Below are 26,855 nucleotides of genomic sequence, written 5' to 3' on the forward strand. Positions count from 1 at the left end.
CGCCGCGATCCCGTTCACGGCCCACGCGGCATCTCCGTACCCCGTGACACACCCCCTCCACCCTTCACGCGACCACATGCCTTCGCACGAGGCCGCCCTCTTGTGGCACGTACGGACAGGCCACCGGGTTCACTCCGGTGAGCCCGGGTCCGAGGGCGGGTCCAGGGCCGAACCTCCGACGCGGAGGCCTTGCGGCAGTGGTGGGACCGAAGCTCCGACGCGGAGGGCGCTACGGCAGCGGTGGGACCGAAGCTCCGACGCGGAGGGCGCTACGGCAGCGGTGGGACCGAGGCCTCCGCCGGCGGAGCCTCGGCAGCGGACGTCGTACGTGGTGCGCGGCCCCGCCGACCAGGGCCGCGCACCACCGCCCGATCACGCGGGATGCCGCAGCTCCTCGACCGCGCCCGCATGATCGAACGCGCCTACGTGATCGAACAGTTCGGCCCCGTCGGCCTCGGCCAGCAGATACGCCTGGGCCTCCCCGACGTGGAAGTACATGCCTTGCAGCTCGACCGCGCCCTCCCGCAGGGCCCGCGCCACGGACTCATGGGCCCGCAGGTGCTCGAGTTGCTGCACCACATTGGTCAGGCAGAGCTGCTCCACCGCGTCGGCCGGCGCGCGTCCGGCGATCCGCGCCCACGGTCTGTCGTCCGCGGCCATCCGGTCCAGGCTCGGCTGCCCGTGCCGCAGCCACCGCTTGAGCGGCGTGAGCGCTCCTCCGGGCTCGGACGCCAGCAGCGCCTGCATGGCCCCGCATCCGGAGTGCCCGCACACCGTGATGGACCGCACCTTCAATACGTCCACCGCGTACTCGATGGCGGCCGCCACCGAGTCGTCCCCGCTCTCCTCTCCGGGCAGCGGCACGAGGTTGCCGACGTTCCGTACGACGAAGAGATCGCCCGGACCACTGGATGTGATCATCGAGGTGACGAGCCGGGAGTCGGCGCAGGTCAGGAACAGCTGGGACGGCCGTTGGCCTTCCCTGGCCAGCCGGGCCAGTTCGTCGCGCACCAGGGGTGCGGTATTTCTCTGGAACGCGCTGATCCCGCGCGCCAGTTGATGTCCGCTCGGTCTGGCCTCGATGGTCTCCTCCTGTCGGTCCGACGATGCGTTGGTCGGCGGGGTCCCCGTTTCCGCGGCGGCGTCGCACTGGTGGTTCCGCCAGGGTGTCCAGGGCCGGCAGCGGCAGTGTCCGGAGTCCACGGGCTCGGCGATCCGTGTTCCCTTTCTTCCGCCGAGATCGACCGTGCCGCCTTGGGCGACATGGACGCTCTGCCAGTCCTGGAGCGACTCGTACGCGGCGTGATCCATGAACGAGCCGTCCAACTGCACGACGGCGTCCGCCCCCCGGGGCACCAGGTGCAGGGTGCGGCTGAGCCGGGGCACCGCGAGGAACGTCAACTGGCCTCGTACGTGGACGTGATGGACTCCTTCCTTCTCTTCGTGCGTGATGCGGGTGCGGCCGAGGCGGTGCAGGGCGACACCGACGGCCACGGCGACCCCGAGGGCCACGCCTTCGAGGACTCCGAGGAAGACGACGCCGAGCGTGGTGACGACGTACACCAGCATTTCGCGGTGGCGGGTGACCGTGCGGATGTGGTGCAGGGACACCATCTGGATGCCGACGGCCATCACCAGGGCGGCGAGCGATGCGAGGGGGATCAGCTCCAGGATCGGGACCATCAGCAGCGCGGCAATCACTACGAAAACGCCGTGCAGGATCGTGGAGTTCCGGCTGACGGCACCTGCTCGCACGTTCGCGGAACTTCGGACGGCGACCCCGGCGACGGGCAGTCCGCCGAGCGCGCCGGAGACGACGTTGGCGGCGCCCTGGCCGAGCAGTTCCCGGTCGAGGCGGGAACGGCCGACCCGCCCCTGGAGTTCCGGACGGCCGCTCACGAGCTTGTCCACGGCGACCGCCCCGAGCAGCGACTGCACGCTGCACACCAGCGTCACGGTGAGGACGGCGGCGGCGACGCCGAGCACCGGGCCCTCGGGCAGCCCGGCCAGCGCGTGGCTGCTCCAGGAGGGCAGTTCGACCCTCGGCAGTGTGAGTCCGGCGAGAGAGGCGGTCAGGGTGGCTCCGGCGACGGCGACCAGGGCGGCCGGGACCTTGCGCAGCATCTGCCCGGTCCGTCCGGGCAGGCGCGGCCAGGCGAACAGCAGCACCAGGGTCAGCACACTCATCGACACCGCCGCCGCGTGCATACGGGCCACCTGGTCCGGCAGTGCGACGAGGTTGTCCAGGACGGAGCTCTGCGGGATGCCTCCCAGCACGATGTGCAGCTGGGCGACGGCGATGGTCACCCCGATTCCGGCGAGCATGCCGTGCACGATGGCGGGGCTGACGGCCAGGGCCGTGCGGGCCACGCGCAGGCAGCCGAGGCCGAGTTGCGCGATTCCGGCGAGCACGGTGATGGCGCAGGTCGCGCGCCAGCCGTAGTGCTGGATGAGCTCGGCCGTGACGACGGTGAGCCCGGCCGCGGGTCCGCTCACCTGGAGCGGTGATCCGCCGATCCGTCCCGCGACCAGTCCGCCCGCGGCGGCGGCGACAAGGCCGGCCTGGAGCGGAGCGCCGGTGGCGAGGGCGATGCCGAGGGACAGGGGGAGGGCGATGAGGAAGACCGCGATCGAGGCGGACAGATCGGCGCCCGCCACGCGGAAGCGTCGGGGCGGGGTCGGCGGGGGGCTGTGGGGCTGGTGTACCTGCGCGGGCCGAGTCGGGTCGGTGGCGCGGGTGGGGACGCAGGCAGACATGGTTCCCGTCTCCTCCGGGGCAGCGCGGTCGCGGAACAGGTGATCCCCCGTCCGTGGTGGCGGGGGGCGGGTCGCGGCCGTGGGTCACGGCGTACAGCGGCGGGATTTTCAACGCTCGGTAAACGGATCGTAATGCAGAGTAAAGGCTTGATGTCGAAAATAGGGGCAAATAGGGCATCGATTCACTCTCTGGAGTGATGTGGCCTTTTAGTCGGCTTGTCGTACTTTTTTGTTCTTGGTCCCGTGAAACCTTGGCGGCGTTGTCGGTGCGCAGCCGCGCATCTCAGCGACATCGCGCCGGCGTCATGACCGGCACTGCCCGACCGAGAGAAGGAGGGCGGAACATGGTTGCCACCCAGAGGATCGCCGCGGGAATGGCAATCGCCGCTGCCTGCGCCACGGCGCTCGCCGGCTGCGCGGACGGCGGCTCGGTTCCCCGGCAGGGTGAGCGCGGCACCAAGAAGGCGGCGGGGGCTCCGGCTCCGAGGGCCGCGGTCCGCCTGATCGGCGACGGCTCCACGTCGTACACCGGAGCGCAGCCGCACCTGCCCCGGCCCGAACGGCTGAAGCCCGGTCGGAGGCCACCGCAGTTCGTGGTCTTCTCCTGGGACGGATCAGGCGAGGACGGCCAGAAGCTCTTCTCCCACTTCAGGAGGCTCTCCAAGGCCAACAGGGCGACCATGACGTACTTCCTGAGCGGCGTGTACTTGCTGCCGGAGAGCAAGCGTGACCTGTACCGGCCGCCTCAGCACTCGCCGGGCAGCTCGGAGATCGGCTTCAACGACGAGCAGGGCATCGAGGACACCGTGGAGCAGCTGCGCGGTGCGTGGCTCGAGGGCAACGAGATCGGCACCCATTTCAACGGCCACTTCTGCGGCGCGGAGGCCGGGGTCGGCCAGTGGTCGGTCGCGGACTGGAAGAGCGAGATCGCCCAGGCGAAGTCGTTCGTGAAGTCCTGGAGGACCAACGCGGGCCTGAAGGACTCGGCGCCGCTGCCCTTCGACTACGACAGGGAGCTGATCGGAGCCCGCACTCCCTGTCTGGAGGGCCGGGAGAACTTCATGAAGGCGGCGCGCGAGCTGGGCTTCCGCTACGACACCAGCGGGGTCGGCGACCAGGTCTGGCCGACGAGGAAGGAGGGGCTGTGGGACCTGTCGATGCAGCTCGTTCCCTTCCCCGGACACTCCCACGAGCAGCTGACCATGGACTACAACTTCATGGTCGACCAGTCGGGCACGCGGACGCAGGGCGACCCGGCCAAGCGGCAGTTGTGGGGAGACCAGATGCGTGACGGGCTGCTGAAGGGCTTCGACCGTGCCTACGACGGCAACCGTGCTCCGCTGATCATCGGCAACCACTTCGAGTCCTGGAACGGTGGCACCTATATGCGTGCCGTCGACCAGGTCGTGGAGCGTGTGTGCACCAAGGCCGAGGTGCGCTGTGTCTCCTTCCGGCAGCTGGCCGACTGGCTCGACGCCCAGGACCCGGCCGTCCTCGGCAGGCTCCGCGGCCTTCAGGTCGGGGAGGCGCCGAAGCAGGGCTGGGCGTCCTTCCTCGCCGGCCACCGCCCCGCCCCGGCCCCTAAGGGTGTCCCCGGGGCTCCGGCGGTCAAGCCGTAGCTCTGGCGCCGGGCGGCGCTTCCGCCCGGGCGACCGGCGGCACTTCGGGGCGTTCCGCGCTCGGCCCGAAGCGCCGCTGCCGGTCGGCGTCCCGGCGGGCGGTCCCTCAGGCGGTGGCCATCGGGCTTTCGCCGAGTACGAAACCGGGGTCGATCTGTTCGGCGAGGTCCGCCCCGGTTTTCGCGTTGCCCCAGCCGGCGGCGTTCTTCAGATGGAACTGCACCATCTGGCGCGTGTACCGCTCCCAGTCGCGCAGTTCGTACGTGGCGTCGGCGGCGGCCCGCAAGGCGTGCAGCGAGCGCCGGTTGGCCCCCTCCAGGGTGTCGAAGCGGGGCGGGCGGCCCTTCTCCATGGCCCGTACCCAGTCCGAGTGCCCGACCGTGACCAGGAGGTCGTCACCCACCTCCGCGCGCAGGAAGTCGATGTCGTCCTCGTTCTGCACCTTGTTGCCGACGACCTTCAGGGTGATGCCGAAGTCGCGGGCGTACTCCTTGTACTGGCGGTAGACGGAGACTCCCTTCCGGGTCGGTTCGGCGACGAGGAAGGTGATGTCGAAGCGGGTGAACAAGCCGGACGCGAAGGAATCCGAGCCCGCCGTCATGTCGACGACGACGTACTCGCTCCGGCCGTCGACGAGATGGTTCAGGCAGAGCTCCACAGCACCGGTCTTGGAGTGGTAGCAAGCCACCCCCACGTCGGCCTCGGTGAACGGGCCGGTGACCATCAAACGGATGACGCCGCCGTCGAGTTCCACCGGCCGGGCGCAGGCGTCGTAGACCGGATTCGTCTCACCGACCCGCATTAGACGGGAGCCTTCCCCGGGCGGGGTCGTCTTGATCATCGTCTCGGCGGACGCGATGCGAGGGTTGGAGCCGCGCAGGTAGTCCTTGATGAGCGGCAGCCGCTCGCCCATCGCGGGGAGCGCCGCGGCCTCCGTCTCTTCGAGCCCGAGCGCGGCCCCCAGATGCTGGTTGATGTCGGCGTCGACGGCGACGACGGGTGTCCCCGAGGCGGCGAGGTGGCGGATGAAGAGCGAGGACAAGGTGGTCTTGCCGCTGCCGCCCTTCCCGACGAAAGCAATTTTCATGTTCACCAAGGGTAGTGCGATCGTCGCTCCACGTGCTCGCGCCGCGTGAAGAAGACCACTCCTTCGTGGGGTGGGTGCCCGGGGTGCGTAATGTCGTACTCATGAGTACGACAGGTGCGGCCGCCGATCCGCTCGCGGCCCTCGGTTCCCTTCCGGGGGTGGCCGATTCCGTGGAGTCCGTGCGCAAGGCGGTGGACCGGGTCTACGGACACCGGATCATGCGGCGGCGCAGCAACGAGATCACGTCCGAGGCGGCGCTGCGCGGGGCCCGTGGTTCCGCGGCGCTGTCCGGCGCCGACTGGGCCCTCGAAGAAGTCCGCCGGCGCACCGACTTCAGCGCGGGCGAGGAGGACCGGACGGTCGGCGCCGCCCTGCGGCTGACCGCCGAGGCGGGCCAGCTCCTGTCCATCTGGCGGCAGTCGCCCCTGCGCGTGCTGGCGCGGCTCCACCTGGTGGCGGCGGCCGACCGCGGCGACGCGGTGGGCCGTCCGAGGCGGGAGGGGGAGACCGCCGACGAGCCGCTGGTGGAACTGCCGCTGCCGGACGCGGACGAGGTCGCCGGCCGTCTGGAAGGCCTGTCCCAGCTGATCATCGCGGGCGGGTCGGCCCCGGCTCTGGTCACGGCGGCCGTCGTCCACGGCGAACTGATCGCCCTGCGCCCCTTCGCCTCGCACAACGGGCTGGTCGCGCGTGCCGCCGAGCGCATTGTCCTGATCGGCAGTGGCCTCGACCCGAAGTCCATCTGCCCGGCCGAGGTCGGGCACGCGGAACAGGGCCGTGCGGCCTACCTCGCGGCACTGGACGGCTACGTCTCCGGCACCCCGGACGGCATGGCCGCCTGGATCGCGCACTGCGGCCGGGCCGTCGAACTGGGCGCGAGGGAGTCCGCCGCGGTCTGTGAAGCGCTACAGCGCGGCGCCGCCTAGCGGACGCGGATCGCCTGGAAAAGGGTTGCGGCGGTACGAGTTCTCGTACCGCCGCTGGCATGTTCACCGGGGTACCAAGCGTCCTCGAGATAGTGCCCATCAGGTCGGGATCTTCTGCCCGTCACCTGGTGCGGCTGGCCCGTAATCGACGGGTCGACGTCGCGTGGGTGCTCGATGTTCATGCTCGGTCCGTGGGGCCTTATTGCGTTTGAAGGTGATCCTCGCGGATGTCCTTGGTCTCGCGGGCCGTTAAACCCTTTGTACTCCAGGTCCGGAGGAAGCGAAACCCCTCACCACACTTCTTTACTTTTAGGTTCAAAAGGGTGATAAATGGACTTCATTGGAATCACCCCACGCGCGTGACGTCTCAAACCGCCGCCGCGCGTCGGCGGCTGGCGTACCAGACGAGCCCGGCCGTGGCCGCCGCCGCCCCTATGGCGGCCGCCGCGACGAGAGCGGGGCGAGGGGGCACGGACAGGGCGGGCAGCCGCTGCTTGAGCCGGACCGGACGGTGGAAGTCCAGGATCGGCCATGCGCGGGCGACCGCCTCGCGGCGCAGCGCGCGGTCCGGATTCACCGCGTGCGGGTGTCCGACGGACTCCAGCATCGGCAGATCGGTCGCCGAATCGCTGTAGGCGTAACAGCGGGCCAGGTCGTACCCCTCGGACGCGGCCAACTCCTTGATCGCCTCGGCCTTGGTCGGCCCGTACGCGTAGTACTCCACCTCTCCGGTGAAGCAGCCGTCCTCGCCGACGACCATGCGGGTCGCCACGACCCGGTCGGCGCCGAGCAGGTCACCGATGGGTTCCACAACCTCGGCGCCGGACGTGGACACGATCACTACGTCCCGGCCGGCCTTGTGGTGCTGCTCGATGAGCGAGGCGGCCTCGTCGTAGATGATCGGGTCGATGAGGTCGTGCAGTGTCTCCGCGACGATCTCCTTGACCTGCTGGACGTTCCAGCCGCGGCACATCGAGGACAGGTACTTGCGCATCCGCTCCATCTGATCGTGGTCGGCGCCGCCCGCCAGGAACACGAACTGGATGTACGCGGTGCGCAAGGCGGCCCTGCGGTTGATCAGTCCGCCTTGGTAGAACGACTTGCTGAAGGTGAGCGTGCTCGACTTCGCAATGACCGTCTTGTCCAGGTCGAAGAAGGCCGCTGTACGAGGCAAGGAGTGGTTTTCCACGAGGTTGAGCATAGGGCCCACCATTCGGCGTAAGGTGAGGCGCGTGGGTTTGCCTGAGAAGGCTCTCGGGTACACCATGGAAGTCACGGATCGTTCGCGACCGTGCTAACCCGGTCCGACTCCTCCCCCCCCGAGTCGGCCGTGGGGACGACCCCCGCTCTCCCCCCCGGCGGGGGTCGTCGCATGTCCGGATGGGTTTTCTCCGCTTCTGCGCGACCCCGAAGCCTCCACGGCACTGTTCTGGCCGAGTTCTTCGCGCGCCCATGATCCGTCACTGTATGTAGTCGTCGGAGTGCTCTGCGGAAGCCGTTGAGCGTTCACCGGTATGCGTGAAGGCGATATTCACAGCCACGGCGTTGTCCACAGTTTTCGACCAAGATCCACACGATTTCCAGGATCGCTGCACCGTGATTCTCACGCGCTCCGTTCGCGGCCAGTTCATGGCCGGGTTCCGTTTGTCGGACGCGTTTGGCCGGTTCGTATCGGCCGTTCCTATGGAGGCCGCTTGCCGGCTCTTCGCACGAGCGTGAATCACGGGGTCCCGGAGGGCCCCGCGCAGGAAGCAGCGAAGGGGGCTGGAGATCGTGGCAGGAGCCATCACCCATGACAGGCCGCCCACCGCCGAGGGGCGGCAGGGCGGACCGTTGATCGTCACCGAGGACGTCGACCTCCTCGACGACCTTTTGCGTCTGTGCGCCGCGGCGGGCGCCCGGCCGGAGGTCCACCACGGGATTCCGGAACGCCGGGGAAGCTGGGAGGCGGCACCTCTCGTCCTGGTCGGCGACGACGCCGCACGGCGCGTCCGGGGCGCACTGCGGAGAAGGGGAGTGGTCCTGGTCGGCCGGGACCAGGACGATCCCGGAGTCTGGCGGCGTGCCGTCGAGATCGGCGCCGATCACGTCCTGGTGCTGCCGGACGGCGAGCAATGGCTCGTCGACCGCATCGCCGACGTGGCCGAAGGAGTCGGACGGCCCGCCCTCACCGTCGGCGTGATCGGCGGCCGAGGCGGGGCCGGTGCCTCCACGCTGGCCTGCGCGCTCGCCGTCACCTCGGCACGTGAGGGAAAGCGCACCCTGCTCGTGGACGCCGACCCCCTCGGTGGCGGACTCGACGTACTCCTGGGCGGAGAGGCGGCCGAGGGACTGCGCTGGCCGGCGTTCGCGGCATCGCGCGGCAGGGTCGGCGGAGGGGCCCTGGAGGAGTCCCTGCCCCAACTGCACGCTCTGCGGGTGCTGAGCTGGGACCGGAGCGACACGGTCACCGTTCCCCCGCAAGCCGTGCGCGCGGTGCTGGCCGCCGCCAGACGGCGCGGAGGCGCGGTGGTGGTCGACCTGCCCCGCCGCATCGACGAGGGGGTCGCAGAGATCCTCGCCCAGCTCGACATGGGGCTGTTGGTGGTCCCCGCCGACCTGCGCTCCATCGCGGCGGCCGGGCGGGTGGCGTCCGTGGTCGGCATGGTCCTGCGCGACTTGCGCATCGTGGTCCGCGGGCCCTGCGCGCCCGGTCTCGACGGCCGCGAGGTCGCCCGCCTCCTCGATCTGCCCCTGGTGGGCGAACTGCCCGAGGACTCCTTCCCGTTGGACGGCGGGCCACCACCGGGGAGTGCGGCGAAGGGGCCACTGTCCCGGTTCTGCGGGGCCTTCTGGGAGCGGGTTCCGGTCGAAGGAGGGGGCGTATGAGCTGGAACACGAGTGGAGCCACGGATCACGGCGCGGAAATCGACGGACGATCCGGCCCCGGGCATCGCATCACCCGCACGGGCCGATATCCGGGGCGACAGATGGGCCGATACGTGGGCCGTTCACCGGTGCGGACGGACACCCGGGACGGACCCGAGCGTGCTGGGTCCGGGCCGAAGGACACCACGGACGAGCCCGAGCATGCTCCGCGCGGGCCGGCGGACACCCGGGACCGTCCCGGGCGACATCCGTCCGGGCGGGTCGGTGAGCCGGACGAAGCGTGGACCCACTTCTCCCGGCGCCAGCAAGCCCGGGGCGGCCCGGCCGGCTTCGTTCCAGCGGAAACCGAGGCGTGGGACGGGCACAGGGGCGATCCGTACGGAGGCGCGGAGCTGCTGGACGGTGTGCGGCAGTGGCTGGCCGAGAGCGGAGCCGAACCGACCCCCGCGCGCGTGGCACAAGCGCTGCGCGAGCAGGGGCGGGTGCTCGGGGACGCCGAAGTCCTCGGCGCGGCCGAGCGGTTGCGCTCCGAGCTGGTCGGCAGCGGCCCACTGGAACCACTCCTCGCCGACCCTTCGGTGACGGACGTCCTCGTGTCGGCGCCCGACCGGGTCTGGGTGGACCGCGGGGGCGGCCTGGAACTGACCTCGGTGTCCTTCCCGGACGCGGCGGCCGTACGACGTCTCGCGCAGCGCCTCGCGGCGGTCGCCGGCCGACGGCTCGACGACGCCCGCCCCTGGGTGGACGCCAGACTGCCGGACGGAACCCGTCTGCACGCGGTGCTGCCACCCGTCGCCGTCGGCTCCACCTGCCTGTCCCTGCGTGTCGTCAGGCCACGCGCGTTCACCCTCGACGAACTGGTGGCGGCGGGCACGGTGCCACCCGGAGGGGACCGGGTGCTCAGGGCCCTGCTCGACGCCCGGCTGTCGTTCCTCATCAGCGGCGGCACGGGCTCAGGCAAGACGACCCTGCTGAGCGCGCTGCTGGGACTGGCGGGTCCCGGGGAACGGATCGTGCTCGCCGAGGACTCGGCCGAGCTGCGACCCGACCATCCCCATGTGGTGCGCCTGGAAGGACGGCCCGCCAATCAGGAGGGCGTCGGTCTCGTCTCGCTCCAGGATCTCGTCCGGCAGGCCCTGCGGATGAGACCGGACCGACTGGTGGTCGGCGAGGTGCGCGGCCCCGAGGTCGTCTCCCTGCTGGCCGCACTGAACACGGGACACGAAGGCGGCTCGGGGACTCTTCACGCCAACGCGGCTGCACAGGTACCGGCCCGGCTCGAGGCCCTGGGCACCGCGGCCGGGCTGGACAGGGCCGCGCTGCACAGCCAACTGGCGGCGGCGCTGTCCGTGGTCCTGCACCTCGTTCGGGACCGGACCGGACGGCGCCGGATCGCCGAAGTGCACGTGCTGGAACGCGATCCGTCGGGACTGGTGGTCACGGTGCCGGCACTGCGGTGGGGCGAGGACGCCTTCGCGTACGAGCGGGGGTGGGAGCGGCTCCAGGAACTCCTGCGGGAGGGAAGCCGGGGGATCGAGGTCAGCGGGTGTCGAGGGCCGGTCGGGCCGGCGTCGGAGGAAGTCCGCCGGGACCGCTGGAGTGCGAGGGGACCCTCCGAGGTGATGGATGCCGGGTCGCCGGCAGGGCCCGGACAACGGGATGCGGACGGGGAGCGGGATGAGGATCGGTGAGATGGCGGACGCGCCCGCTGGAGCGGCGGTGGCGTGTGCCGGGATCGCGGCCTGGCTGATCGGCGGCCACGGCTCGGGCGTACGCAGAGCGAGGGCGCTGCTCGCCGGCGGTGGAGTGGCGACCGGACCGCCCGGATGGGAGAGGGTCCGTGTCGACTGGCGGCGGCTCCGCGGGCGGCTGCGGCCGGAAGCCTGGTCGCTGCTGGCGGGAACGGTGATCGCCGTACTGGGCACTTCGGTCCTGCCACTCCTTCTCGGCGCCGCCGGTATGCCTCTGCTGCGCCGGGTGCGGCTCACAGCGGAGGCCCGTCGCGAGCGGGAGCGGCGTGGGGACGCGGTGATCGCCCTGTGCGGTGCTCTCGCCGGTGAGGTGCGTGCCGGACGTCAGCCCGGCGAGGCGCTGCTCGCCGCCGCGCGCGACTCGGACGGCCTCGCCGGCGCACAGCCGTCGGTGCTGGCCGCGGCGAGATTCGGCGGGGATGTGCCGGGCGCCCTCACCGAGGCGGCACGACAGCCCGGCGCCGAAGGGCTGGTGGGGCTCGCCGCGTGCTGGCGCGTGGCCGTCGACCGGGGTGCGGGGCTCGCGGCGGGACTTGACCGGCTGGAGGCCGCACTCCGCGCGGAGCGCGATCAAAGAGCTGACATGCGTGCCCAGTTGGCGGGTTCGCGCTCCACGGCGTCCATGCTCGCGGGCCTGCCGGTGCTCGGTCTCCTGCTCGGCACCGCGCTCGGCGCCGACCCCCTGCACGTGCTGCTGCACACCGGTCCCGGCCTTGGCTGCCTGGTCGTCGGCGGAGTGCTGGAGGGCGTGGGGCTGTGGTGGGCGCTGCGGATCGTACGAGGAGCGGAGACGGCATGAGCGCGGAAGTTGTCCACAGGCTGGGGGTACTCGTGTGCGGAGTTCTCCTGGTCGGATCGCCCGCCCGCTGGCTCGGGACGGTGCGGCGGGCGAGGAGGGTGCGCGGACGGCTGGCCGATCTGCTGCTCCCCGATTCCGCCCCGCCGCCGCGGCGCCACGAATTACGGAACCAAGGTCGGCGGTGGCTGACTCTGTTGGGGGTGGTGTGCGCCGGCTGGGTCCTGATCGGCGGTCTCGCCGGAGTCCTGGTCGGGCCGGCGGCCGGGTTCGGTCTCCGATGGTGGCTCCGGCGACGCAATCCGGTGCCTCCTGAGGAGTACGACACCCCGCTCGCGGCCCGCCAACTGCCCCTCTCCGCCGACTTGGTGGCCGCCTGCATCGCCGCGGGAGCCAGCCCGGTGGCGGCCGCCCAGGCCGTGGGCGATGCGCTGGGCGGACCGGTGGGTGAGCGGCTGGCCCGGGGCGCCGCCGAAGTACGGCTAGGGGGTGAACCGGTCGACGCGTGGCGGAGGTTGGCGTCCCTTCCTGGAGCCGCTGGCCTGGCGCGGCTGCTGGAGAGGGCGGGCGACTCGGGAGTGCCGGCTGCCGTGCCGGTCGGGCGGATCGCGGCCGAGGCGCGAGCAGAGTGGGGGCGCACCGCGACGGCGCGGGCGCGCCGGGCGACCGTCATGGTCACCGCCCCGGTGGGGTTGTGCTTCCTGCCCGCCTTCCTCGCGATCGGCGTGCTGCCCGTGGTGATCGGGTTGGCGGGCGGGTTGTTGCGAGGGGGTGGTGGGTGACGGGCGGCGCCATTGGCGAGCGGCGACGGTGAACGGCAAGGACACGAAACGGCCAACAAGGCTGCATCTGACGGAGGTTGAAATGGACGCGACGGCGCGGGTTCTCCGACCGGCACAACGGCGGGGACGACAGCAAGGGCAAGGGCAAGGGCGCGGACGACAGCAAGGGCAAGGGCAAGGGCGAGTGCAAGGGCAAGTGGGGGCGCGGGCGCGAGGGGACCGAACTGCGTGGCTGCTGGCGACGCGGGCCTGGATGGCCGCGACGATCGCGGCGCGGAGGGACACGGGCATGGTCACCTCCGAGTACGCGGTGGGTGTCATCGCGGCGGTGGCCTTCGCCGCGGCCCTCTACAAGGTGGTGACGAGCGGGCAGGTCGGCGAGGAATTGCAGGGCATCGTCGGGCGGGCGCTCAATGTCCAGATGTGAACGCGGCTTCTGGCGGGCCCGGTTGAGGGCTGGGCCGGCTCCGCCGCGGGACGCGGGATTCGTCACCGCGGAGGCCGCCGTGGTCCTGCCGTCGCTGGTGCTCGTCGGGATGGCGCTCGTCTGGGCCCTGCTCGCCGCGTCCGCGCAGATCCAGTGCGTGGACGCGGCGCGGGCGGGCGCCCGGTCGGCGGCACGCCAGGACCGGTCGGAAGTGGTGCTGGCCACGGCCCGCCGGGCGGCTCCGTCCGGAGCGAAGGTCACGGTGGGCCGGGAGGGCGACCTGGTCCGGGTGACGGTCGTCGCGAGGACGCCCGGTCCCGCCGCCCTGTCCCTGGAACTGAGGAACGAGGCGGTGGCGCTGGCGGAGGAGACGGTGGGGGACTCGGCTGAGGGGGTGGACAAGAGATGAGGCGCCGGAGTCGTGGGCGGGTTCGGCGACGGGTGTGGTCGCCCGTCTGGAGCGACTGCCATGCGCGGTGGCGTGCGAGGCGGCATGCGTGGTGGCGTGCGTCCTCCGACAGGGGTTCCGCGACGGTCTGGGCGGTGGGCGCGATCGCGGTGCTGTGTGCCGTCTTCGGGGCGGTGCTGTCGATGGGGCAGGCCGTCGTAGTGCGGCACCGGGCGGCAGGAGCCGCGGACCTGGCCGCCCTCGCCGCGGCGGATCACTGGAGCGACGGCGGCGCGGCGGCCTGCGCCAGCGCGGAGCGCGTGGCCCAAGCGCAGAGAGCACGGCTCGTGCGGTGCGCGGTCGAGGGACAGATCTCGGACGTGACGGCAGTGTCCGGAACGGGGCCGATCACCGCCGAGGTCAGATCGAGGGCAGGGCCTCCGGAACTCGCGGAACCGCCGGCGTCCGAGGCGCCTCGGGGCTTCCGGCCTTCGGGGTCCTCCAACCGTCCGAGCCATCCAGGCCGTCCGAGCTCCAGACCTTGGCCGCCACGCACCCGACATTCACCCGTTCGGCCGTAGGGCTCCCACCTTTGTCCACCAGGTCGCCAGCCCTACCTTCGTCCGCCAGCCGCCAGCCGCCAGCCGCCAGCCGCCAGCCGCCAGCCGCCAGCCGCCAGCCGCCAGCCGCCAGCCGCCAGCCGTCGCCCCTCCCTCATCCGGCCCTCGGCCTCACCCGTCCGGCCCCGACCGCTCTCCAGCGGGCTCTCCAGCCGGCTCTTCAGGTGCCGTCCGGAGCAGTTCGGTGAGAAGGCGTACGGCGCCTCTTTTGTGGAGCGGATCGTTGCCGTTACCGCATTTGGGGGACTGGATGCAGGAGGGGCAGCCGGCCTCGCACTCGCATGAGGCGATGGCCTGGCGGGTGGCCGTGAGCCAGGAGCGGGCGGTGTGGAAGGCGCGCTCGGCGAATCCGGCGCCACCGGGGTGGCCGTCGTACACGAAGACGGTGGGCAGGAGCGTGTCCGGGTGGAGGGGGACGGAGACGCCGCCGATGTCCCAGCGGTCGCAGGTGGCGAACAGCGGCAGCATGCCGATCGACGCGTGTTCGGCGGCGTGCAGGGTGCCGCCGAGGATCTCCGGGTTGATCCGGGCCGCGTCCAGCTGGTCCTCGGTGACCGTCCACCAGACGGCACGGGTTCGGAGCGTACGGGGAGGGAGGTCGAGCTTGGTCTCGCCGAGCACTTCACCGGTGATGACACGTCGGCGCAGGAAGGAGACGACCTGGTTGGTGACTTCGACGGAGCCGTAGCACAACCGGCCCTCACCCCAGGGGACTTCGACATCGGTTTCCAGGACGGCGATGGTGGTCGTGTCCCGGGCCACCGTCGAATACGGCGGGCTGGCCTCCTCGACCAGGGCGACGGAGTCCTCCAGGTCCAGCTTGCGCACCAGGTACGTACGGCCCTGGTGCAGATGGACCGCGCCCTCGTGGACCGCCGTGTGCGCGGCTCCCTCGTCGACCGTGCCGAGCAGGCGGCCGGTCCCGGCCTCGACGACCTGCACCGGGCTGCCGCCGCCCCCGCGGATGTCGGTCAGGTCCACGGCCCGCTCCTTGCGGGTCCAGTGCCAGGCCGTGGCGCGGCGGCGCAGCAGCTTCGCGGCCTCCAGCTGCGGCAGCAGTCCGGCGGCGGCCGGGCCGAAGAGTTCCAGGTCCTCGTCGGTGAGGGGGATCTCGGAGGCGGCGGCGCACAGGTGCGGGGCCAGGACATAGGGGTTGTCCGGGTCGAGGACGGTGGATTCCACCGGTTGGTCGAACAGGGCCTCGGGGTGATGGACGAGGAAGGTGTCCAGCGGGTCGTCCCGGGCGACCAGGATCGCGAGCGCGCCCTCACCGGAGCGGCCCGCGCGGCCGGCCTGCTGCCAGAGGGAGGCGCGGGTGCCCGGGTAACCGGAGATGACGACGGCGTCGAGGCCGGAGATGTCGACGCCGAGTTCGAGGGCGGTGGTGGCGGCAAGGCCGAGGAGTTCTCCGGAGTGCAGGGCGCGCTCCAGGGCGCGCCGTTCCTCGGGGAGGTAGCCGCCGCGGTAGGCGGCGACGCGCCGGGCCAGGGAGCGGTCGATCTCGGCGAGGCGTTCCTGGGCGATGACCGCGACCAGCTCGGCGCCACGCCGGGACCGTACGAAGGAGATCGAGCGCATGCCCTGGACGGTGAGGTCGGTCAGCAGATCGGCCGTTTCGGCGGTCGCGGTACGCCGTACGGGTGCACCTTTCTCACCGTGCAGCTCGGTGAGCGGGGGCTCCCACAGGGCGAACACGAGTTCCCCTCGCGGGGAGGCGTCGTCGGCCACCTCCACGACGGGGAGGCCGGTCAGGCGGCGCGCCGCGACCGAGGGCTCGGCGGCGGTGGCGGAGGCCAGCAGGAAGACGGGAGAGGCGCCGTAGCGGGCGCAGAGGCGGCGCAGACGGCGCAGTACCTGGGCCACGTGGGAGCCGAAGACGCCGCGGTAGGTGTGGCACTCGTCGATGACGACGTAGCGCAGGGCGCGCAGGAAGGAGGACCAGCGGGGGTGGGAGGGCAATATCCCGCGGTGCAGCATGTCGGGGTTGGTCAGGACGTAGTTGGCGTACTGGCGTACCCACTCGCGTTCCTCGAAGGGCGTGTCGCCGTCGTACACGGCCGGGCGTACGGCGTTGCCCAGCGGGAGTGAAAGTTCCTTCACCGAGCGGCGCTGGTCGGCTGCCAGCGCCTTGGTGGGGGCGAGGTAGAGAGCGGTGGCACCCCGGCCGTTCGGGGCCTCGGAGCCCTCCAGGAGGGCTGTCAGGACCGGGGCGAGGTACGCCAGGGACTTGCCGGAGGCGGTGCCGGTGGCGACGATCACCGACTCGCCGTCCAGGGCGTGCTCGGCGACCTGGGCCTGGTGGGCCCAGGGGTGTTCGATGCCCGCCGCCTGGACGGCTGCGATGACCTCCGAACGGATCCGGTCGGGCCAGACGGCATGGCGACCCGCTCGCGGGGGCAAGTGCTCCGTATGAGTGATGCGCGAAGCCCGGCTCGGCCCCGAGGCGAGCCGGTCCAGGACTGTGCTCGGCGAGGGGCGGGAAGCTGTGTCCGCCGAGGTTCGATCGGATCGGTGATTCTTGGCCATCGGCATCGAGTGTGTCACTGGCGTGACGGACAATGGGCCCAAGGCGTCGTGCACGCCTGCCGGTAAGTGATTGAATGCCATCGCGGCTGGCGAACCGTCCCGGGGGCTCTGCCGAGGTGTCCCATGGGGCGACCGCTCGATAGCAAGGTGCTGGAGGATCCGTGGACCTGTCCCTGTCGACTCGCAATGTGTCCGGCCCCAACGGCGACCGTACGGTCGTCGAGGTCGGCGGCGAAATCGATGTATATACCGCGCCCAAGCTGCGTGAGCAGCTGGTCGAGCTGGTGAACGACGGCAGTTTCCACCTCGTCGTCGACATGGAGGGCGTCGACTTCCTCGACTCCACCGGTCTCGGCGTACTGGTGGGCGGCCTGAAGCGCGTCCGGGCCCATGAGGGCTCGCTGCGTCTGGTGTGCAACCAGGAGCGCATTCTGAAGATCTTCCGTATTACCGGTCTCACCAAGGTGTTCCCGATCCACACCTCGGTGGACGAGGCGGTCAACGCGACCGACTGACGGCCGGTCTCCGGGTCCGTGGGCCCGGTGTCGAACACATCGGGGACCGGGCCCACGGCCCGGCCCCCAGACAGCACGCCCGTAGTTCAGAGGGGGATGCATGGCCACCGTTGAACTCCGCTTCAGCGCGCTGCCCGAGCACGTCAGGACCGCCCGACTGGTGGCGGCAGCGGTGGCGCGCAGGGCCGGAGTGGACGAGGCCGTCCTCGACGAGGTCAGGCTCGCCGTCGGTGAGGCCTGTACTCGTGCCGTCGGGCTGCACCAGAGCGGCGGTATCTCGGCGCCGGTGCATGTGACGCTGATCGAGGAGGAGAAGCAGTTCTCCATCGAGGTCGGCGACGAGTCACCGGGTTCGGTGCCCGGTGGGGCGGCGTCCGGCGCCGTCTCGGACACGGACGCCGAGGAGGACGAGATGGGCCTCGCGGTCATCAGCGGCCTCGTCGACGACGTGGAAGTCATCGCCGGAGAGAACGGCGGACTGATCAGGATGAGCTGGCCCACCACGCCGCCGGCCGTGGCTCTTTCCTGACACCAGCCTCTCTTTCTTTGTCCCGAAGGGCCCTACTCGGTGGGGCCCTTCGGCATGTCCGGGAACCCGCACTCGTCCATATGGTGATCGTGCACGGCGTTTCGTGAATTGATTCACGACCGGTGGCGCGATAATTGGATCAAGCGCCAATGCTTCTGGGGCATTACTGCATTTGGGTCCGTGAGCCCCTGTCGATCATTTGCTGAAGAGCAAGTGAAGGCTAATTCCGCTTACCGCGTACTGTTTTGATCAGGTTCCGGTACCTAGAATCCGTCCACATCTTGAGCTCAGCCCAAGCGTCAAGGAGGACGAATGGCGGGGCTTTCTACCCCTCATCAGTTTGACCACCCCACAACCTTCGCAGCCGCGGTTCTGACGGACGGCAACCGTCTCGTCGTGACGGTTGTCGCGGTCGTCGCCGTGGCAGCGCTCGTGGTCGCCGGGATCCTGGTACGCCAGGTTCTCGCGGCCGACGAGGGCACCGACAGCATGAAGAAGATCGCGACGGCGATCCAGGAGGGCGCGAATGCCTACCTGGGTCGGCAGATGCGCACGCTCGGCGTATTCGCCGCCGTGGTGTTCTTCCTGCTCATGCTGCTTCCCGCGGACGACTGGAATCAGCGCGCCGGACGGTCGATCTTCTTCTTGATCGGCGCGGCGTTCTCGGCGACCACCGGCTATATCGGTATGTGGCTCGCCGTACGGAGCAATGTCCGCGTGGCCGCCGCGGCAAGGGAAGCGACCCCGGCGGAGGGTGAGCCCGAAAAGGATCTCACCGCCGTCTCGCACAAAGCCATGAAGATCGCTTTCCGCACCGGTGGCGTCGTCGGCATGTTCACGGTGGGGCTCGGTCTGCTGGGCGCCTCCTGTGTGGTGCTCGTGTACGCGGCCAACGCGCCGAAGGTCCTCGAGGGCTTCGGTCTGGGCGCGGCACTGATCGCCATGTTCATGCGTGTCGGCGGCGGCATCTTCACCAAGGCCGCCGACGTCGGTGCCGACCTGGTCGGCAAGGTCGAGCAGGGCATTCCGGAGGACGACCCGCGCAACGCCGCGACCATCGCCGACAACGTGGGCGACAACGTCGGCGACTGTGCCGGCATGGCCGCGGACCTCTTCGAGTCGTACGCCGTTACGCTCGTCGCCGCGCTGATCCTCGGCAAGGTGGCGTTCGGCGACTCCGGGCTCGCGTTCCCGCTGATCGTGCCCGCGATCGGCGTGATCACCGCGATGATCGGCATCTTCGCGGTGGCACCGCGGCACGCCGACCGCAGCGGTATGTCGGCGATCAACCGCGGGTTCTTCATCTCCGCCGTGGTCTCGCTCGTCCTCGTCGCCCTCGCCGTGTTCGTCTACCTTCCGGGGACCTACGCCGAACTCGACGGGGTCACGGACGCGGCGATCAAGGCCAAGGGCGGTGACCCGCGGATCCTCGCACTCGTCGCCGTCGCGATCGGCATCGTCCTGGCGGCGCTCATCCAGCAGTTGACCGGCTACTTCACCGAGACCAGCCGCCGTCCCGTCCGGGACATCGGCAAGAGTTCCCTGACCGGCGCGGCCACCGTGATCCTCGCCGGCATCTCCCTGGGTCTCGAATCGGCCGTCTACACCGCCCTGTTGATCGGTCTCGGCGTGTACGGGGCGTTCCTGCTGGGCGGTACGTCGATCCTGCTGGCGCTGTTCGCCGTGGCGCTCGCCGGAACGGGCCTGCTCACCACGGTCGGTGTCATCGTCGCCATGGACACCTTCGGTCCCGTCTCCGACAACGCGCAGGGCATCGCCGAGATGTCCGGTGACGTCGAGGGCGCGGGCGCGCAGGTGCTCACCGACCTGGACGCCGTCGGCAACACCACCAAGGCCATCACCAAGGGCATCGCCATCGCCACCGCCGTACTCGCGGCCTCGGCCCTCTTCGGTTCGTACCGTGACGCGATCACCACGGCCGCGAGCGATGTGGGCGAGAAGGTCTCCGGACCGGGCGCGCCGCTGAACCTGATGATGGACATCTCGCAGCCCAACAACCTGGTGGGGCTCATCGCGGGCGCAGCGGTCGTCTTCCTCTTCTCGGGGCTGGCGATCAACGCGGTGTCGCGGTCCGCCGGGGCCGTGGTCTACGAGGTGCGGCGGCAGTTCCGCGAACACCCCGGGATCATGGACTACTCGGAGAAACCCGAGTACGGGAGAGTCGTCGACATCTGCACCAAGGACGCGTTGCGCGAACTCGCGACACCGGGTCTGCTCGCGGTGCTCACCCCGATCGCGATCGGCTTCACGCTCGGCGTCGGCGCGCTCGGTTCGTTCCTCGCCGGCGCCATCGGCACCGGCACGCTGATGGCGGTCTTCCTCGCCAACTCCGGCGGCGCGTGGGACAACGCCAAGAAACTCGTCGAGGACGGCCACCACGGCGGCAAGGGCAGTGAGGCCCATGAGGCGACGGTGATCGGTGACACGGTCGGTGACCCGTTCAAGGACACCGCCGGGCCCGCGATCAACCCGCTGCTGAAGGTCATGAACCTGGTGTCCCTGCTGATCGCTCCGGCGATCGTCAAGTTCTCGTACGGCGACGACAAGAGCGTCGGCGTGCGGGTGTTCATCGCCATCCTCGCGCTCATCGTGATCGTGGGCTCCGTGTACATCTCCAAGCGGCGCGGGATCGTCATGGGTGACGAGGAGGACGACGACGAAGGGATCGCCAAGTCGGCCGATCCTGCGGTGGTTTCGTAACTCACAGGTTCCGCGCCCGACGCGGCACGGATTCCGTGCCGCGTCGGGGAGTGGGCCAACGGGCGGGCGTACGGCACGTGTTGATGTGCCGTACGCCCGCCCTGTGTCTGTTCACGCCGTCTTCGTGAGCCTTCTCTCTCTTGGTGCAAATGGCTTCAATAGGTGTCGTACTGGACATTCGCCATATGGGTGTCGCCCACATGGCGTGTATGTTCCGGGGCCGAGAGCCATGGAAGGGACCAAACCGGTGAACAAGAAGCTCGCGGCCGCACTGTCCGGCGGTGCGGTACTGGTGCTCGCGCTGTCCGGATGTGGCAGCAGCGGCAACAGCGGCAACGACAAGCTGAACTCCTGGGCCAAGCAGGTCTGCGACGCGGTGAAGCCGCAGGCGCAGAAGATCGAGGACGCGAACGCCGCGATCCAGAAGCAGACCTCGGACAACAGCACGCCGGATGCCGTTCAGAAGACCGACGCACAGGCCTTCCAGGACATGTCCGACGCCTACAAGGCGATCGGCACCGCAGTCGACAACGCCGGACCGCCGGACGTGGAGGGCGGCAAGACGAAGCAGACCAACGCGGTCAAGGAGCTCCAGGGGATCTCCACCTCGTACGCCGCACTCAAGACGCAGGTCGCCAAGCTCGACACCAAGGACCAGGCCAAGTTCGCCGAGGGCCTCAAGGGCATCGCGACCCAGCTCGGCAAGCTGAGCCAGAGCGGCAGCGACGCTTTGAAGCAGCTGGAGGAGGGCGACGTGGGCAAGGCGATGGCCCAGCAGGAGAGCTGCAAGTCGGCGTCGGCGTCCGGCTCCGCCGGGGCGGCCAACGGCTGAGACCGTCGGCAGCAGGCAGCAGGCAGCAGGCAGCAGGCAGCAGGCAGCAGGCAGCACGCAGCACGCAGCACGCAGCAGGCAGGCGGTACGGCAGGAGAGCAGGAGGGGCCCGGCGCGCAGGCGTGCCGGGCCCTCGGCATGCGCCGCGCCTGAGGCCCAGGCCGCCCTCGTTGTCCACAGGCAGGCCTCTGTCCACAGGGGTGGGTGCCGGTGGGCGATAGCGGACACAATGGGAGGCGTGAGTCACACCAGCCTGTCACCCTTGCCCTCGTCCGATCGTGCCGACACCGCCGCCCGGCTGCGGAGCGCCCTGCTCGAAGCCTCCTTCACCGCGGACGGTCTCCTCGACCTGCTCGGCGCCCCCGCGTACGCCGCGCTGGCGCGCAGCGAGACCGTGCCCGCCCTCCGGGCGACCCGTGGGGACACACCGCTGGAGACGCTCGTCAGACTGTTCCTGCTGCAACAGCCCGTTCCGTACGCACGTGTGGCGGACGTGCTGCCTGCCGAGGAAGCCCTGGAGAGCGGCTGGCTGACCCGGACGGGCGGGGACGAGGTCGCCGCGAGCGTCGACATCCGGCCCTATGGCGGACCGGACGGCGAGGACTGGTTCATCGTGTCCGACCTCGGATGCGCCGTCGGCGGCGCGGGTGGCATCGGCAGCCGGGAGGAAGGGGTCGTCCTCGGAGTGGGAGGCGCCTCCACGACTCTCGCCGGCATCACCGTCCGCAAGCCCGTCGACTCCGCGCTCGATCTCGGCACGGGTTCCGGAATCCAGGCCCTGCACGTCGCACAGCACGCCACACGCGTGACGGCGACCGACCTGAACCCCCGCGCCCTGCACATCACCGCCCTGACCCTGGCGCTCTCCGGCGCCCCGGCCGCCGACCTGCGTCAGGGCTCCCTCTTCGAGCCGGTCCGTGCCGACGAGACGTACGACCTGATCGTCTCGAACCCGCCCTTCGTGATCTCTCCGGCCGCCCGGCTGACGTACCGCGACGGCGGAATGGGCGGGGACGATCTGTGCCGCACGCTCGTTCAGGAGTCGGGGGACCGGCTGAACGAAGGGGGATACGCCCAGTTCCTCGCCAACTGGCAGCACGTGGAGGGCGAGGACTGGCAGGACCGGCTGCGGTCCTGGGTGCCGCGCGGCTGTGACGCGTGGATCGTGCAGCGCGAGGTGCAGGACGTCACGCAGTACGCGGAGCTGTGGCTGCGCGACTCGGGCGACCACAGGGCCGACCCGGCCAGCTACCAGGCGCGGTACGACGCGTGGCTCGACGAGTTCGAGGCCCGCAAGGTGAAGGCCGTCGGCTTCGGATGGATCACGCTGCGCAGAACGGCGGCGGCCGAGCCCTCGATCACCGTCGAGGAGTGGCCGCACTCCGTCGAGCAGCCGCTCGGCGATGTCGTCCGTGAGCACTTCGACCGGATCGACTATCTGCGACGACACGATGACGCGGGTCTGCTCGCCGGCCACTTCAGACTCGTGGCGGAGGTCGTGCAGGAGCAGGTCGGGCTGCCCGGCGCCGAGGACCCGGAGCACGTGGTGCTGCGTCAGCACCGGGGCATGCGCCGGGCGACCAAGGTGGACACGGTCGGCGCGGGCTTCGCCGGCGTGTGCGACGGCACGCTGAGCGCGGGGCGCATCCTCGACGCCATCGCCCAACTGGTCGGCGAGGATCCGGTGTTGCTGCGGGACCGGACGCCCGCACAGATCCGCCTGCTGGTCGAGCAGGGATTCCTGGAGCCGGTCGCGTAGTCGGGGACGCGGGGGTGAGGTGGGGCGGGCAGGGGTGGGGGAGGGGGAGGGGAATCCGGCCAACATCCGGAGAACGGCGAACGCTCCCGTTCCCATGCTCGATGTACCTCTCCGTATCCGTCTCCCACCGCGTTTCGTATCCACCCCTCCATCCGCCCCCGCTCCACCCCTCCATCCATCCCTCGCTCCCCCATCCGCCACGGCTTCCGTTTCCGCCTCCGCTTCCACCCCCACCTCCCCACGGACCGTCACCCACCCCACCCCGCTCCACCGCACCCCACCTCGCTCCACCCGGCTCACTCACCCCGCCCCCAGCCCTGCCCGCCCCCACCTGTCCCCAGCCCGCGGTGTGCCATCGACCTGCGGCATCGAACGGGACCGGAACGACGGATTCGCCACAGTCGGGAGCGCCTCGAGTCGTGCCGGAGGGTGAGGAGAGGGAGGGCGGACCGTGACGCAGGGGGCGGAGTGGGTGCCCCATGGGGTGTCGGTTGCCCGGTGTTCACCGTGGGTTCGTGTGCCGGCTGCCGGGGCCTGTCAGCGTCCCGAGCCTGAGAACCCGGGGTGGGAGGAAAGAGCGATGGAAAGCGGTCCTGCGATCTTCGCGGGGATGGTGTTCGCCCTGTTCGGAGGCGGAATCCTGGCCTGGACGGTGGTCCGGGTGCGCCACGGCGAGCCGGTCGCCCACGGTGTGAGCCGTGTCGCATCGGCGACCCTCGCGGGGGTCGCCGGCAGCGGTGCTCTGGTGCTCGCGGTGTGGTGCTTCACGCGCCTGTGAGACCGCGCGGGAGGACCGCGGCTCCGGTAACTGGGAAGTTACCCTCCGGATAGGCCCGGAAGGGCAGGTCGACACTCCGGGCGGCAGGAATGGCGGTAGTCGGGTTACCGTTCGAGTGGCCGTTGCGGGCTTTTCCCGTTTGACACGGGGGCGGGATGTACCGTCACACTCCGCAGCGTCAGCATGACCCGATCCCTCGGGAGTCAAGCCCCGAGGAGATTCCGCGTCGACCGGAGAGAAGAGCGAAGTTGTCCCCGACCAGCGACACCGCACACGGCGGCCGCCGACTCGTCATCGTCGAGTCGCCTGCCAAGGCGAAGACGATCAAGGGCTATCTCGGCCCCGGCTATGTCGTCGAAGCGAGCGTCGGGCACATCCGCGACCTCCCCAACGGCGCCGCGGAGGTGCCGGAGAAGTACACCGGTGAGGTCCGCCGACTCGGTGTGGACGTCGAACACGACTTCCAGCCGATCTATGTGGTCAACGCCGATAAGAAGGCCCAGGTCAAGAAGCTCAAGGACCTGCTGAAGGACTCCGACGAACTTTTCCTCGCCACCGATGAGGACCGCGAGGGCGAGGCCATCGCGTGGCACCTCCTGGAGGTCCTGAAGCCCAAGGTTCCCGTCCACCGGATGGTCTTCCACGAGATCACCAAGGACGCGATCCGCAGCGCCGTCGCCAACCCGCGCGAGCTGAACAAGCGCATGGTCGACGCCCAGGAGACCCGCCGCATCCTCGACCGCCTCTACGGCTACGAGGTCTCGCCGGTCCTGTGGAAGAAGGTCATGCCGCGGCTGTCGGCGGGCCGCGTCCAGTCGGTGGCGACCCGGCTCGTCGTCGAGCGGGAGCGCGAGCGCATCGCCTTCCGGTCCGCCGAGTACTGGGACCTGACGGGCACCTTCGGCACCGGTCGCACCGGTGACGCGAGCGACCCGTCCACCCTCGTCGCACGTCTGACCTCGGTCGACGGCAAGCGGGTCGCCCAGGGGCGCGACTTCGACTCGCTCGGCCAGATCAAGGGCGCGAACACGCTCCACCTGGACGAGACGAACGCCCGCGCGCTCGCCGCCGCCCTGACGGACACGAACTTCGCGGTCCGCTCGGTCGAGTCCAAGCCCTACCGCCGCTCGCCGTACGCGCCGTTCCGTACGACGACGCTCCAGCAGGAGGCCTCGCGCAAGCTCGGCTTCGGTGCGAAGGCGACCATGCAGGTGGCCCAGAAGCTGTATGAGAACGGCTTCATCACCTATATGCGTACGGACTCCACGACCCTGTCGGACACGGCCGTCACGGCCGCCCGCGCCCAGGTCACCCAGCTGTACGGGGCCGACTACCTGCCGGCGCAGCCGCGTACGTACGCCGGAAAGGTCAAGAACGCGCAGGAGGCGCACGAGGCGATCCGCCCCTCGGGTGATCGTTTCCGCACCCCCGCCGAGACGGGGCTGACCGGCGACCAGTTCAGGCTGTACGAACTGATCTGGAAGCGGACCGTCGCCTCGCAGATGAAGGACGCGGTCGGCAACTCCGTCACCGTGAAGATCGCGGGCACGTCCGCCGACGGCCGGGACGCCGAGTTCAGCGCGTCCGGCAAGACGATCACCTTCCACGGCTTCCTGAAGGCGTACGTCGAGGGCGCGGACGACCCGAACGCCGAGCTCGACGACCGTGAGCGCCGCCTCCCGCAGGTCGGCGAGGGAGACCCGCTGTCCGCCGAGGACATGACGGTCGACGGCCACGCCACCAAGCCGCCGGCCCGCTACACCGAGGCCTCCCTGGTCAAGGAGCTCGAAGAACGCGAGATCGGCCGCCCGTCGACGTACGCGTCGATCATCGGCACAATCCTCGACCGCGGCTACGTCTTCAAGAAGGGGACGGCCCTCGTGCCCTCCTTCCTGTCGTTCGCCGTGGTCAACCTCCTGGAGAAGCACTTCGGGCGGCTCGTCGACTACGACTTCACCGCCAAGATGGAGGACGACCTCGACCGCATCGCCCGCGGTGAGGCGCAGGCCGTGCCGTGGCTGAGGCGCTTCTACTTCGGCGAGGGCGACACGGCCGGTGCCGCCGAGGCGGGCAACGGCGACGGCGACCACCTGGGCGGTCTCAAGGAACTCGTCACCGACCTGGGCGCCATCGACGCCCGTGAGGTGTCCTCGTTCCCCGTCGCCGACGGCATCGTGCTGCGCGTCGGCCGCTACGGCCCGTACGTCGAGCGCGGTGAGAAGGACGACGAGAACCACCAGCGCGCCGACGTCCCCGAAGACCTGGCCCCGGACGAGCTGACGGTCGAACTCGCCGAGGAACTGCTCGCCAAGCCGAGCGGTGACTTCGAGCTCGGCGCCGACCCGCAGACGGGTCACCAGATCATCGCCAGGGACGGCCGCTACGGCCCGTACGTCACCGAGGTACTTCCCGAGGGCACCCCGAAGACGGGCAAGAACGCCGTCAAGCCGCGTACCGCCTCGCTCTTCAAGTCGATGGCGCTCGACACGGTGACGCTGGAGGACGCCCTCAAGCTGATGTCGCTGCCGCGTGTCGTCGGCGCCGACGCCGAGGGCGTCGAGATCACCGCGCAGAACGGGCGTTACGGCCCGTACCTGAAGAAGGGCACGGACTCGCGGTCGCTCACCGCCGAGGACCAGCTCTTCACGATCACCCTGGAAGAGGCGCTGGAGATCTACTCCCAGCCCAAGCAGCGGGGCCGCGCGGCCGCCAAGCCGCCGCTGAAGGAGCTGGGCACCGACCCGGTCAGCGAGAAGCCGGTCGTGGTCAAGGACGGCCGCTTCGGGCCGTACGTGACCGACGGCGAGACGAACGCGACCCTGCGTTCCGACGACAGCGTCGAGGACATCACGCCCGAGCGCGGCTACGAACTGCTCGCCGAGAAGCGTGCCAAGGGCCCGGCCAAGAAGACCGCGAAGAAGACGGCCGCCAAGAAGGCGCCCGCGAAGAAGGCACCGGCCAAGAAGACCGCCGCCAAGAAGACGACGGCTTCGAAGACGGCCGCCAAGACGACGGCCGCCAAGAAGACCGCCGCGAAGAAGACGGCGCCCTCCGAAGGCTGAGCCACCGGTCCGACCGGCGGGAGATCCGCCGGACGTGCGGGAGATCCGCCGCACCTGTCAGAGAGCGGAAGCCCCTACACCATTTGGTGTGGGGGCGTCCGTTTGTTCGGGC

At 70.4% G+C, this 26,855-nt stretch carries 20 protein-coding genes; 16 read left to right on the forward strand and 4 right to left on the reverse strand.

Annotated features, from left to right (window positions below; translation table 11 throughout):
• Positions 1–372 precede the first annotated feature (372 nt).
• The gene (locus tag WJM95_RS17455; RefSeq protein WP_339130645.1) at positions 373–2,757 is read right to left on the reverse strand and encodes a SulP family inorganic anion transporter; all 2,385 of its coding nucleotides are present in this window, start codon (positions 2,755–2,757) and stop codon (positions 373–375) included.
• Between the two features lie 344 nt (positions 2,758–3,101).
• Between WJM95_RS17455 and WJM95_RS17460 the strand changes: the two genes are divergently transcribed.
• The gene (locus tag WJM95_RS17460) at positions 3,102–4,376 is read left to right on the forward strand and encodes a hypothetical protein (RefSeq protein ID WP_339130646.1); all 1,275 of its coding nucleotides are present in this window, start codon (positions 3,102–3,104) and stop codon (positions 4,374–4,376) included.
• Between the two features lie 106 nt (positions 4,377–4,482).
• Here the strand turns inward: WJM95_RS17460 and WJM95_RS17465 are convergent, their stop codons facing one another.
• Positions 4,483–5,463 (reverse strand): ATP-binding protein, encoded by a 981-nt coding sequence (locus tag WJM95_RS17465; protein WP_339130647.1) that lies wholly within the window; start codon positions 5,461–5,463, stop codon positions 4,483–4,485.
• Positions 5,464–5,564: 101 nt separating this feature from the next.
• On the opposite strand from WJM95_RS17465, the gene WJM95_RS17470 reads away from it, so the two are divergent.
• Positions 5,565–6,389, forward strand: coding sequence for an oxidoreductase (locus WJM95_RS17470; protein ID WP_339130648.1), 825 nt, complete (start codon positions 5,565–5,567; stop codon positions 6,387–6,389).
• A gap of 367 nt (positions 6,390–6,756) precedes the next feature.
• On the opposite strand, the gene WJM95_RS17475 is transcribed toward WJM95_RS17470, so the two are convergent.
• Positions 6,757–7,590, reverse strand: a complete 834-nt coding sequence (locus tag WJM95_RS17475) for an HAD family hydrolase (RefSeq protein WP_339130649.1) — start codon at positions 7,588–7,590, stop codon at positions 6,757–6,759.
• Positions 7,591–8,162: 572 nt separating this feature from the next.
• Here WJM95_RS17475 and ssd point away from each other — a divergent pair.
• The 7 genes from ssd to WJM95_RS17510 all read left to right on the forward strand — a co-directional run bounded on the left by ssd (position 8,163) and on the right by WJM95_RS17510 (position 13,982).
• Positions 8,163–9,257 carry a septum site-determining protein Ssd gene (gene ssd / locus WJM95_RS17480; protein ID WP_339130650.1) on the forward strand — a complete coding sequence of 365 codons (1,095 nt, stop codon included), beginning with the start codon at positions 8,163–8,165 and terminating at the stop codon, positions 9,255–9,257.
• 392 nt (positions 9,258–9,649) lie between these two features.
• Complete coding sequence (locus WJM95_RS17485; RefSeq protein WP_339135645.1) at positions 9,650–10,948, forward strand: TadA family conjugal transfer-associated ATPase; 1,299 nt, start codon at positions 9,650–9,652, stop codon at positions 10,946–10,948.
• A 1-nt stretch (position 10,949) separates the two neighbouring features.
• Positions 10,950–11,807: a type II secretion system F family protein gene (locus WJM95_RS17490; RefSeq protein ID WP_339130651.1), complete on the forward strand. Its 858-nt coding sequence runs from the start codon at positions 10,950–10,952 to the stop codon at positions 11,805–11,807.
• Complete coding sequence (locus tag WJM95_RS17495; RefSeq protein ID WP_339130652.1) at positions 11,804–12,586, forward strand: type II secretion system F family protein; 783 nt, start codon at positions 11,804–11,806, stop codon at positions 12,584–12,586. The genes WJM95_RS17490 and WJM95_RS17495 overlap by 4 nt, the downstream gene beginning before the upstream one ends.
• A gap of 253 nt (positions 12,587–12,839) precedes the next feature.
• Positions 12,840–13,013, forward strand: a complete 174-nt coding sequence (locus WJM95_RS17500) for a DUF4244 domain-containing protein (RefSeq protein WP_339130653.1) — start codon at positions 12,840–12,842, stop codon at positions 13,011–13,013.
• On the forward strand, positions 13,000–13,422 hold the full coding sequence (locus WJM95_RS17505) for a TadE family type IV pilus minor pilin (RefSeq protein ID WP_339130654.1): 423 nt from the start codon (positions 13,000–13,002) through the stop codon (positions 13,420–13,422). Before WJM95_RS17500 ends, WJM95_RS17505 begins: the two co-directional genes overlap by 14 nt.
• A gap of 32 nt (positions 13,423–13,454) precedes the next feature.
• The gene (locus WJM95_RS17510) at positions 13,455–13,982 is read left to right on the forward strand and encodes an Rv3654c family TadE-like protein (protein ID WP_339130655.1); all 528 of its coding nucleotides are present in this window, start codon (positions 13,455–13,457) and stop codon (positions 13,980–13,982) included.
• A gap of 150 nt (positions 13,983–14,132) precedes the next feature.
• Here WJM95_RS17510 and WJM95_RS17515 read toward each other — a convergent pair whose 3' ends face one another.
• Complete coding sequence (locus tag WJM95_RS17515; protein WP_339130656.1) at positions 14,133–16,628, reverse strand: DEAD/DEAH box helicase; 2,496 nt, start codon at positions 16,626–16,628, stop codon at positions 14,133–14,135.
• A gap of 80 nt (positions 16,629–16,708) precedes the next feature.
• Between WJM95_RS17515 and bldG the strand changes: the two genes are divergently transcribed.
• The 7 genes from bldG (at position 16,709) to topA (ending at position 26,743) form a co-directional block, all read left to right on the forward strand.
• Positions 16,709–17,062, forward strand: coding sequence for an anti-sigma factor antagonist BldG (bldG, locus tag WJM95_RS17520; RefSeq protein ID WP_037625427.1), 354 nt, complete (start codon positions 16,709–16,711; stop codon positions 17,060–17,062).
• 100 nt (positions 17,063–17,162) lie between these two features.
• On the forward strand, positions 17,163–17,591 hold the full coding sequence (locus tag WJM95_RS17525) for an ATP-binding protein (RefSeq protein WP_339130657.1): 429 nt from the start codon (positions 17,163–17,165) through the stop codon (positions 17,589–17,591).
• Positions 17,592–17,903: 312 nt separating this feature from the next.
• Positions 17,904–20,312 carry a sodium-translocating pyrophosphatase gene (locus tag WJM95_RS17530; RefSeq protein ID WP_339130658.1) on the forward strand — a complete coding sequence of 803 codons (2,409 nt, stop codon included), beginning with the start codon at positions 17,904–17,906 and terminating at the stop codon, positions 20,310–20,312.
• A 229-nt stretch (positions 20,313–20,541) separates the two neighbouring features.
• On the forward strand, positions 20,542–21,144 hold the full coding sequence (locus WJM95_RS17535) for a small secreted protein (RefSeq protein ID WP_339130659.1): 603 nt from the start codon (positions 20,542–20,544) through the stop codon (positions 21,142–21,144).
• Between the two features lie 229 nt (positions 21,145–21,373).
• Positions 21,374–22,903, forward strand: a complete 1,530-nt coding sequence (locus WJM95_RS17540; RefSeq protein WP_339130660.1) for a class I SAM-dependent methyltransferase — start codon at positions 21,374–21,376, stop codon at positions 22,901–22,903.
• Positions 22,904–23,483: 580 nt separating this feature from the next.
• The gene (locus WJM95_RS17545) at positions 23,484–23,681 is read left to right on the forward strand and encodes a hypothetical protein (RefSeq protein ID WP_339130661.1); all 198 of its coding nucleotides are present in this window, start codon (positions 23,484–23,486) and stop codon (positions 23,679–23,681) included.
• Between the two features lie 248 nt (positions 23,682–23,929).
• Positions 23,930–26,743 carry a type I DNA topoisomerase gene (gene topA, locus WJM95_RS17550; RefSeq protein ID WP_339130662.1) on the forward strand — a complete coding sequence of 938 codons (2,814 nt, stop codon included), beginning with the start codon at positions 23,930–23,932 and terminating at the stop codon, positions 26,741–26,743.
• Positions 26,744–26,855 lie beyond the last annotated feature (112 nt).

The sequence above is a fragment of the Streptomyces sp. f51 genome, from assembly GCF_037940415.1.
GTDB lineage: Bacteria > Actinomycetota > Actinomycetes > Streptomycetales > Streptomycetaceae > Streptomyces.

Bases quoted from the DNA above. Each gene is read 5' to 3' on its own strand.
- WJM95_RS17495 (WP_339130652.1), top strand. From the start codon at position 11,804: ATGAGCGCGGAAGTTGTCCACAGGCTGGGGGTACTCGTGTGCGGAGTT.
- WJM95_RS17475 (WP_339130649.1), bottom strand. From the start codon at position 7,590: ATGCTCAACCTCGTGGAAAACCACTCCTTGCCTCGTACAGCGGCCTTC.
- WJM95_RS17500 (WP_339130653.1), top strand. From the start codon at position 12,840: ATGGCCGCGACGATCGCGGCGCGGAGGGACACGGGCATGGTCACCTCC.
- WJM95_RS17535 (WP_339130659.1), top strand. From the start codon at position 20,542: ATGGAAGGGACCAAACCGGTGAACAAGAAGCTCGCGGCCGCACTGTCC.
- WJM95_RS17465 (WP_339130647.1), bottom strand. From the start codon at position 5,463: ATGAAAATTGCTTTCGTCGGGAAGGGCGGCAGCGGCAAGACCACCTTG.
- WJM95_RS17460 (WP_339130646.1), top strand. From the start codon at position 3,102: ATGGTTGCCACCCAGAGGATCGCCGCGGGAATGGCAATCGCCGCTGCC.
- WJM95_RS17470 (WP_339130648.1), top strand. From the start codon at position 5,565: ATGAGTACGACAGGTGCGGCCGCCGATCCGCTCGCGGCCCTCGGTTCC.
- WJM95_RS17525 (WP_339130657.1), top strand. From the start codon at position 17,163: ATGGCCACCGTTGAACTCCGCTTCAGCGCGCTGCCCGAGCACGTCAGG.
- WJM95_RS17515 (WP_339130656.1), bottom strand. From the start codon at position 16,628: ATGGCATTCAATCACTTACCGGCAGGCGTGCACGACGCCTTGGGCCCA.
- WJM95_RS17505 (WP_339130654.1), top strand. From the start codon at position 13,000: ATGTCCAGATGTGAACGCGGCTTCTGGCGGGCCCGGTTGAGGGCTGGG.
- WJM95_RS17490 (WP_339130651.1), top strand. From the start codon at position 10,950: ATGGCGGACGCGCCCGCTGGAGCGGCGGTGGCGTGTGCCGGGATCGCG.
- WJM95_RS17530 (WP_339130658.1), top strand. From the start codon at position 17,904: ATGGCGGGGCTTTCTACCCCTCATCAGTTTGACCACCCCACAACCTTC.
- WJM95_RS17455 (WP_339130645.1), bottom strand. From the start codon at position 2,757: ATGTCTGCCTGCGTCCCCACCCGCGCCACCGACCCGACTCGGCCCGCG.
- WJM95_RS17540 (WP_339130660.1), top strand. From the start codon at position 21,374: ATGGGAGGCGTGAGTCACACCAGCCTGTCACCCTTGCCCTCGTCCGAT.
- WJM95_RS17545 (WP_339130661.1), top strand. From the start codon at position 23,484: ATGGAAAGCGGTCCTGCGATCTTCGCGGGGATGGTGTTCGCCCTGTTC.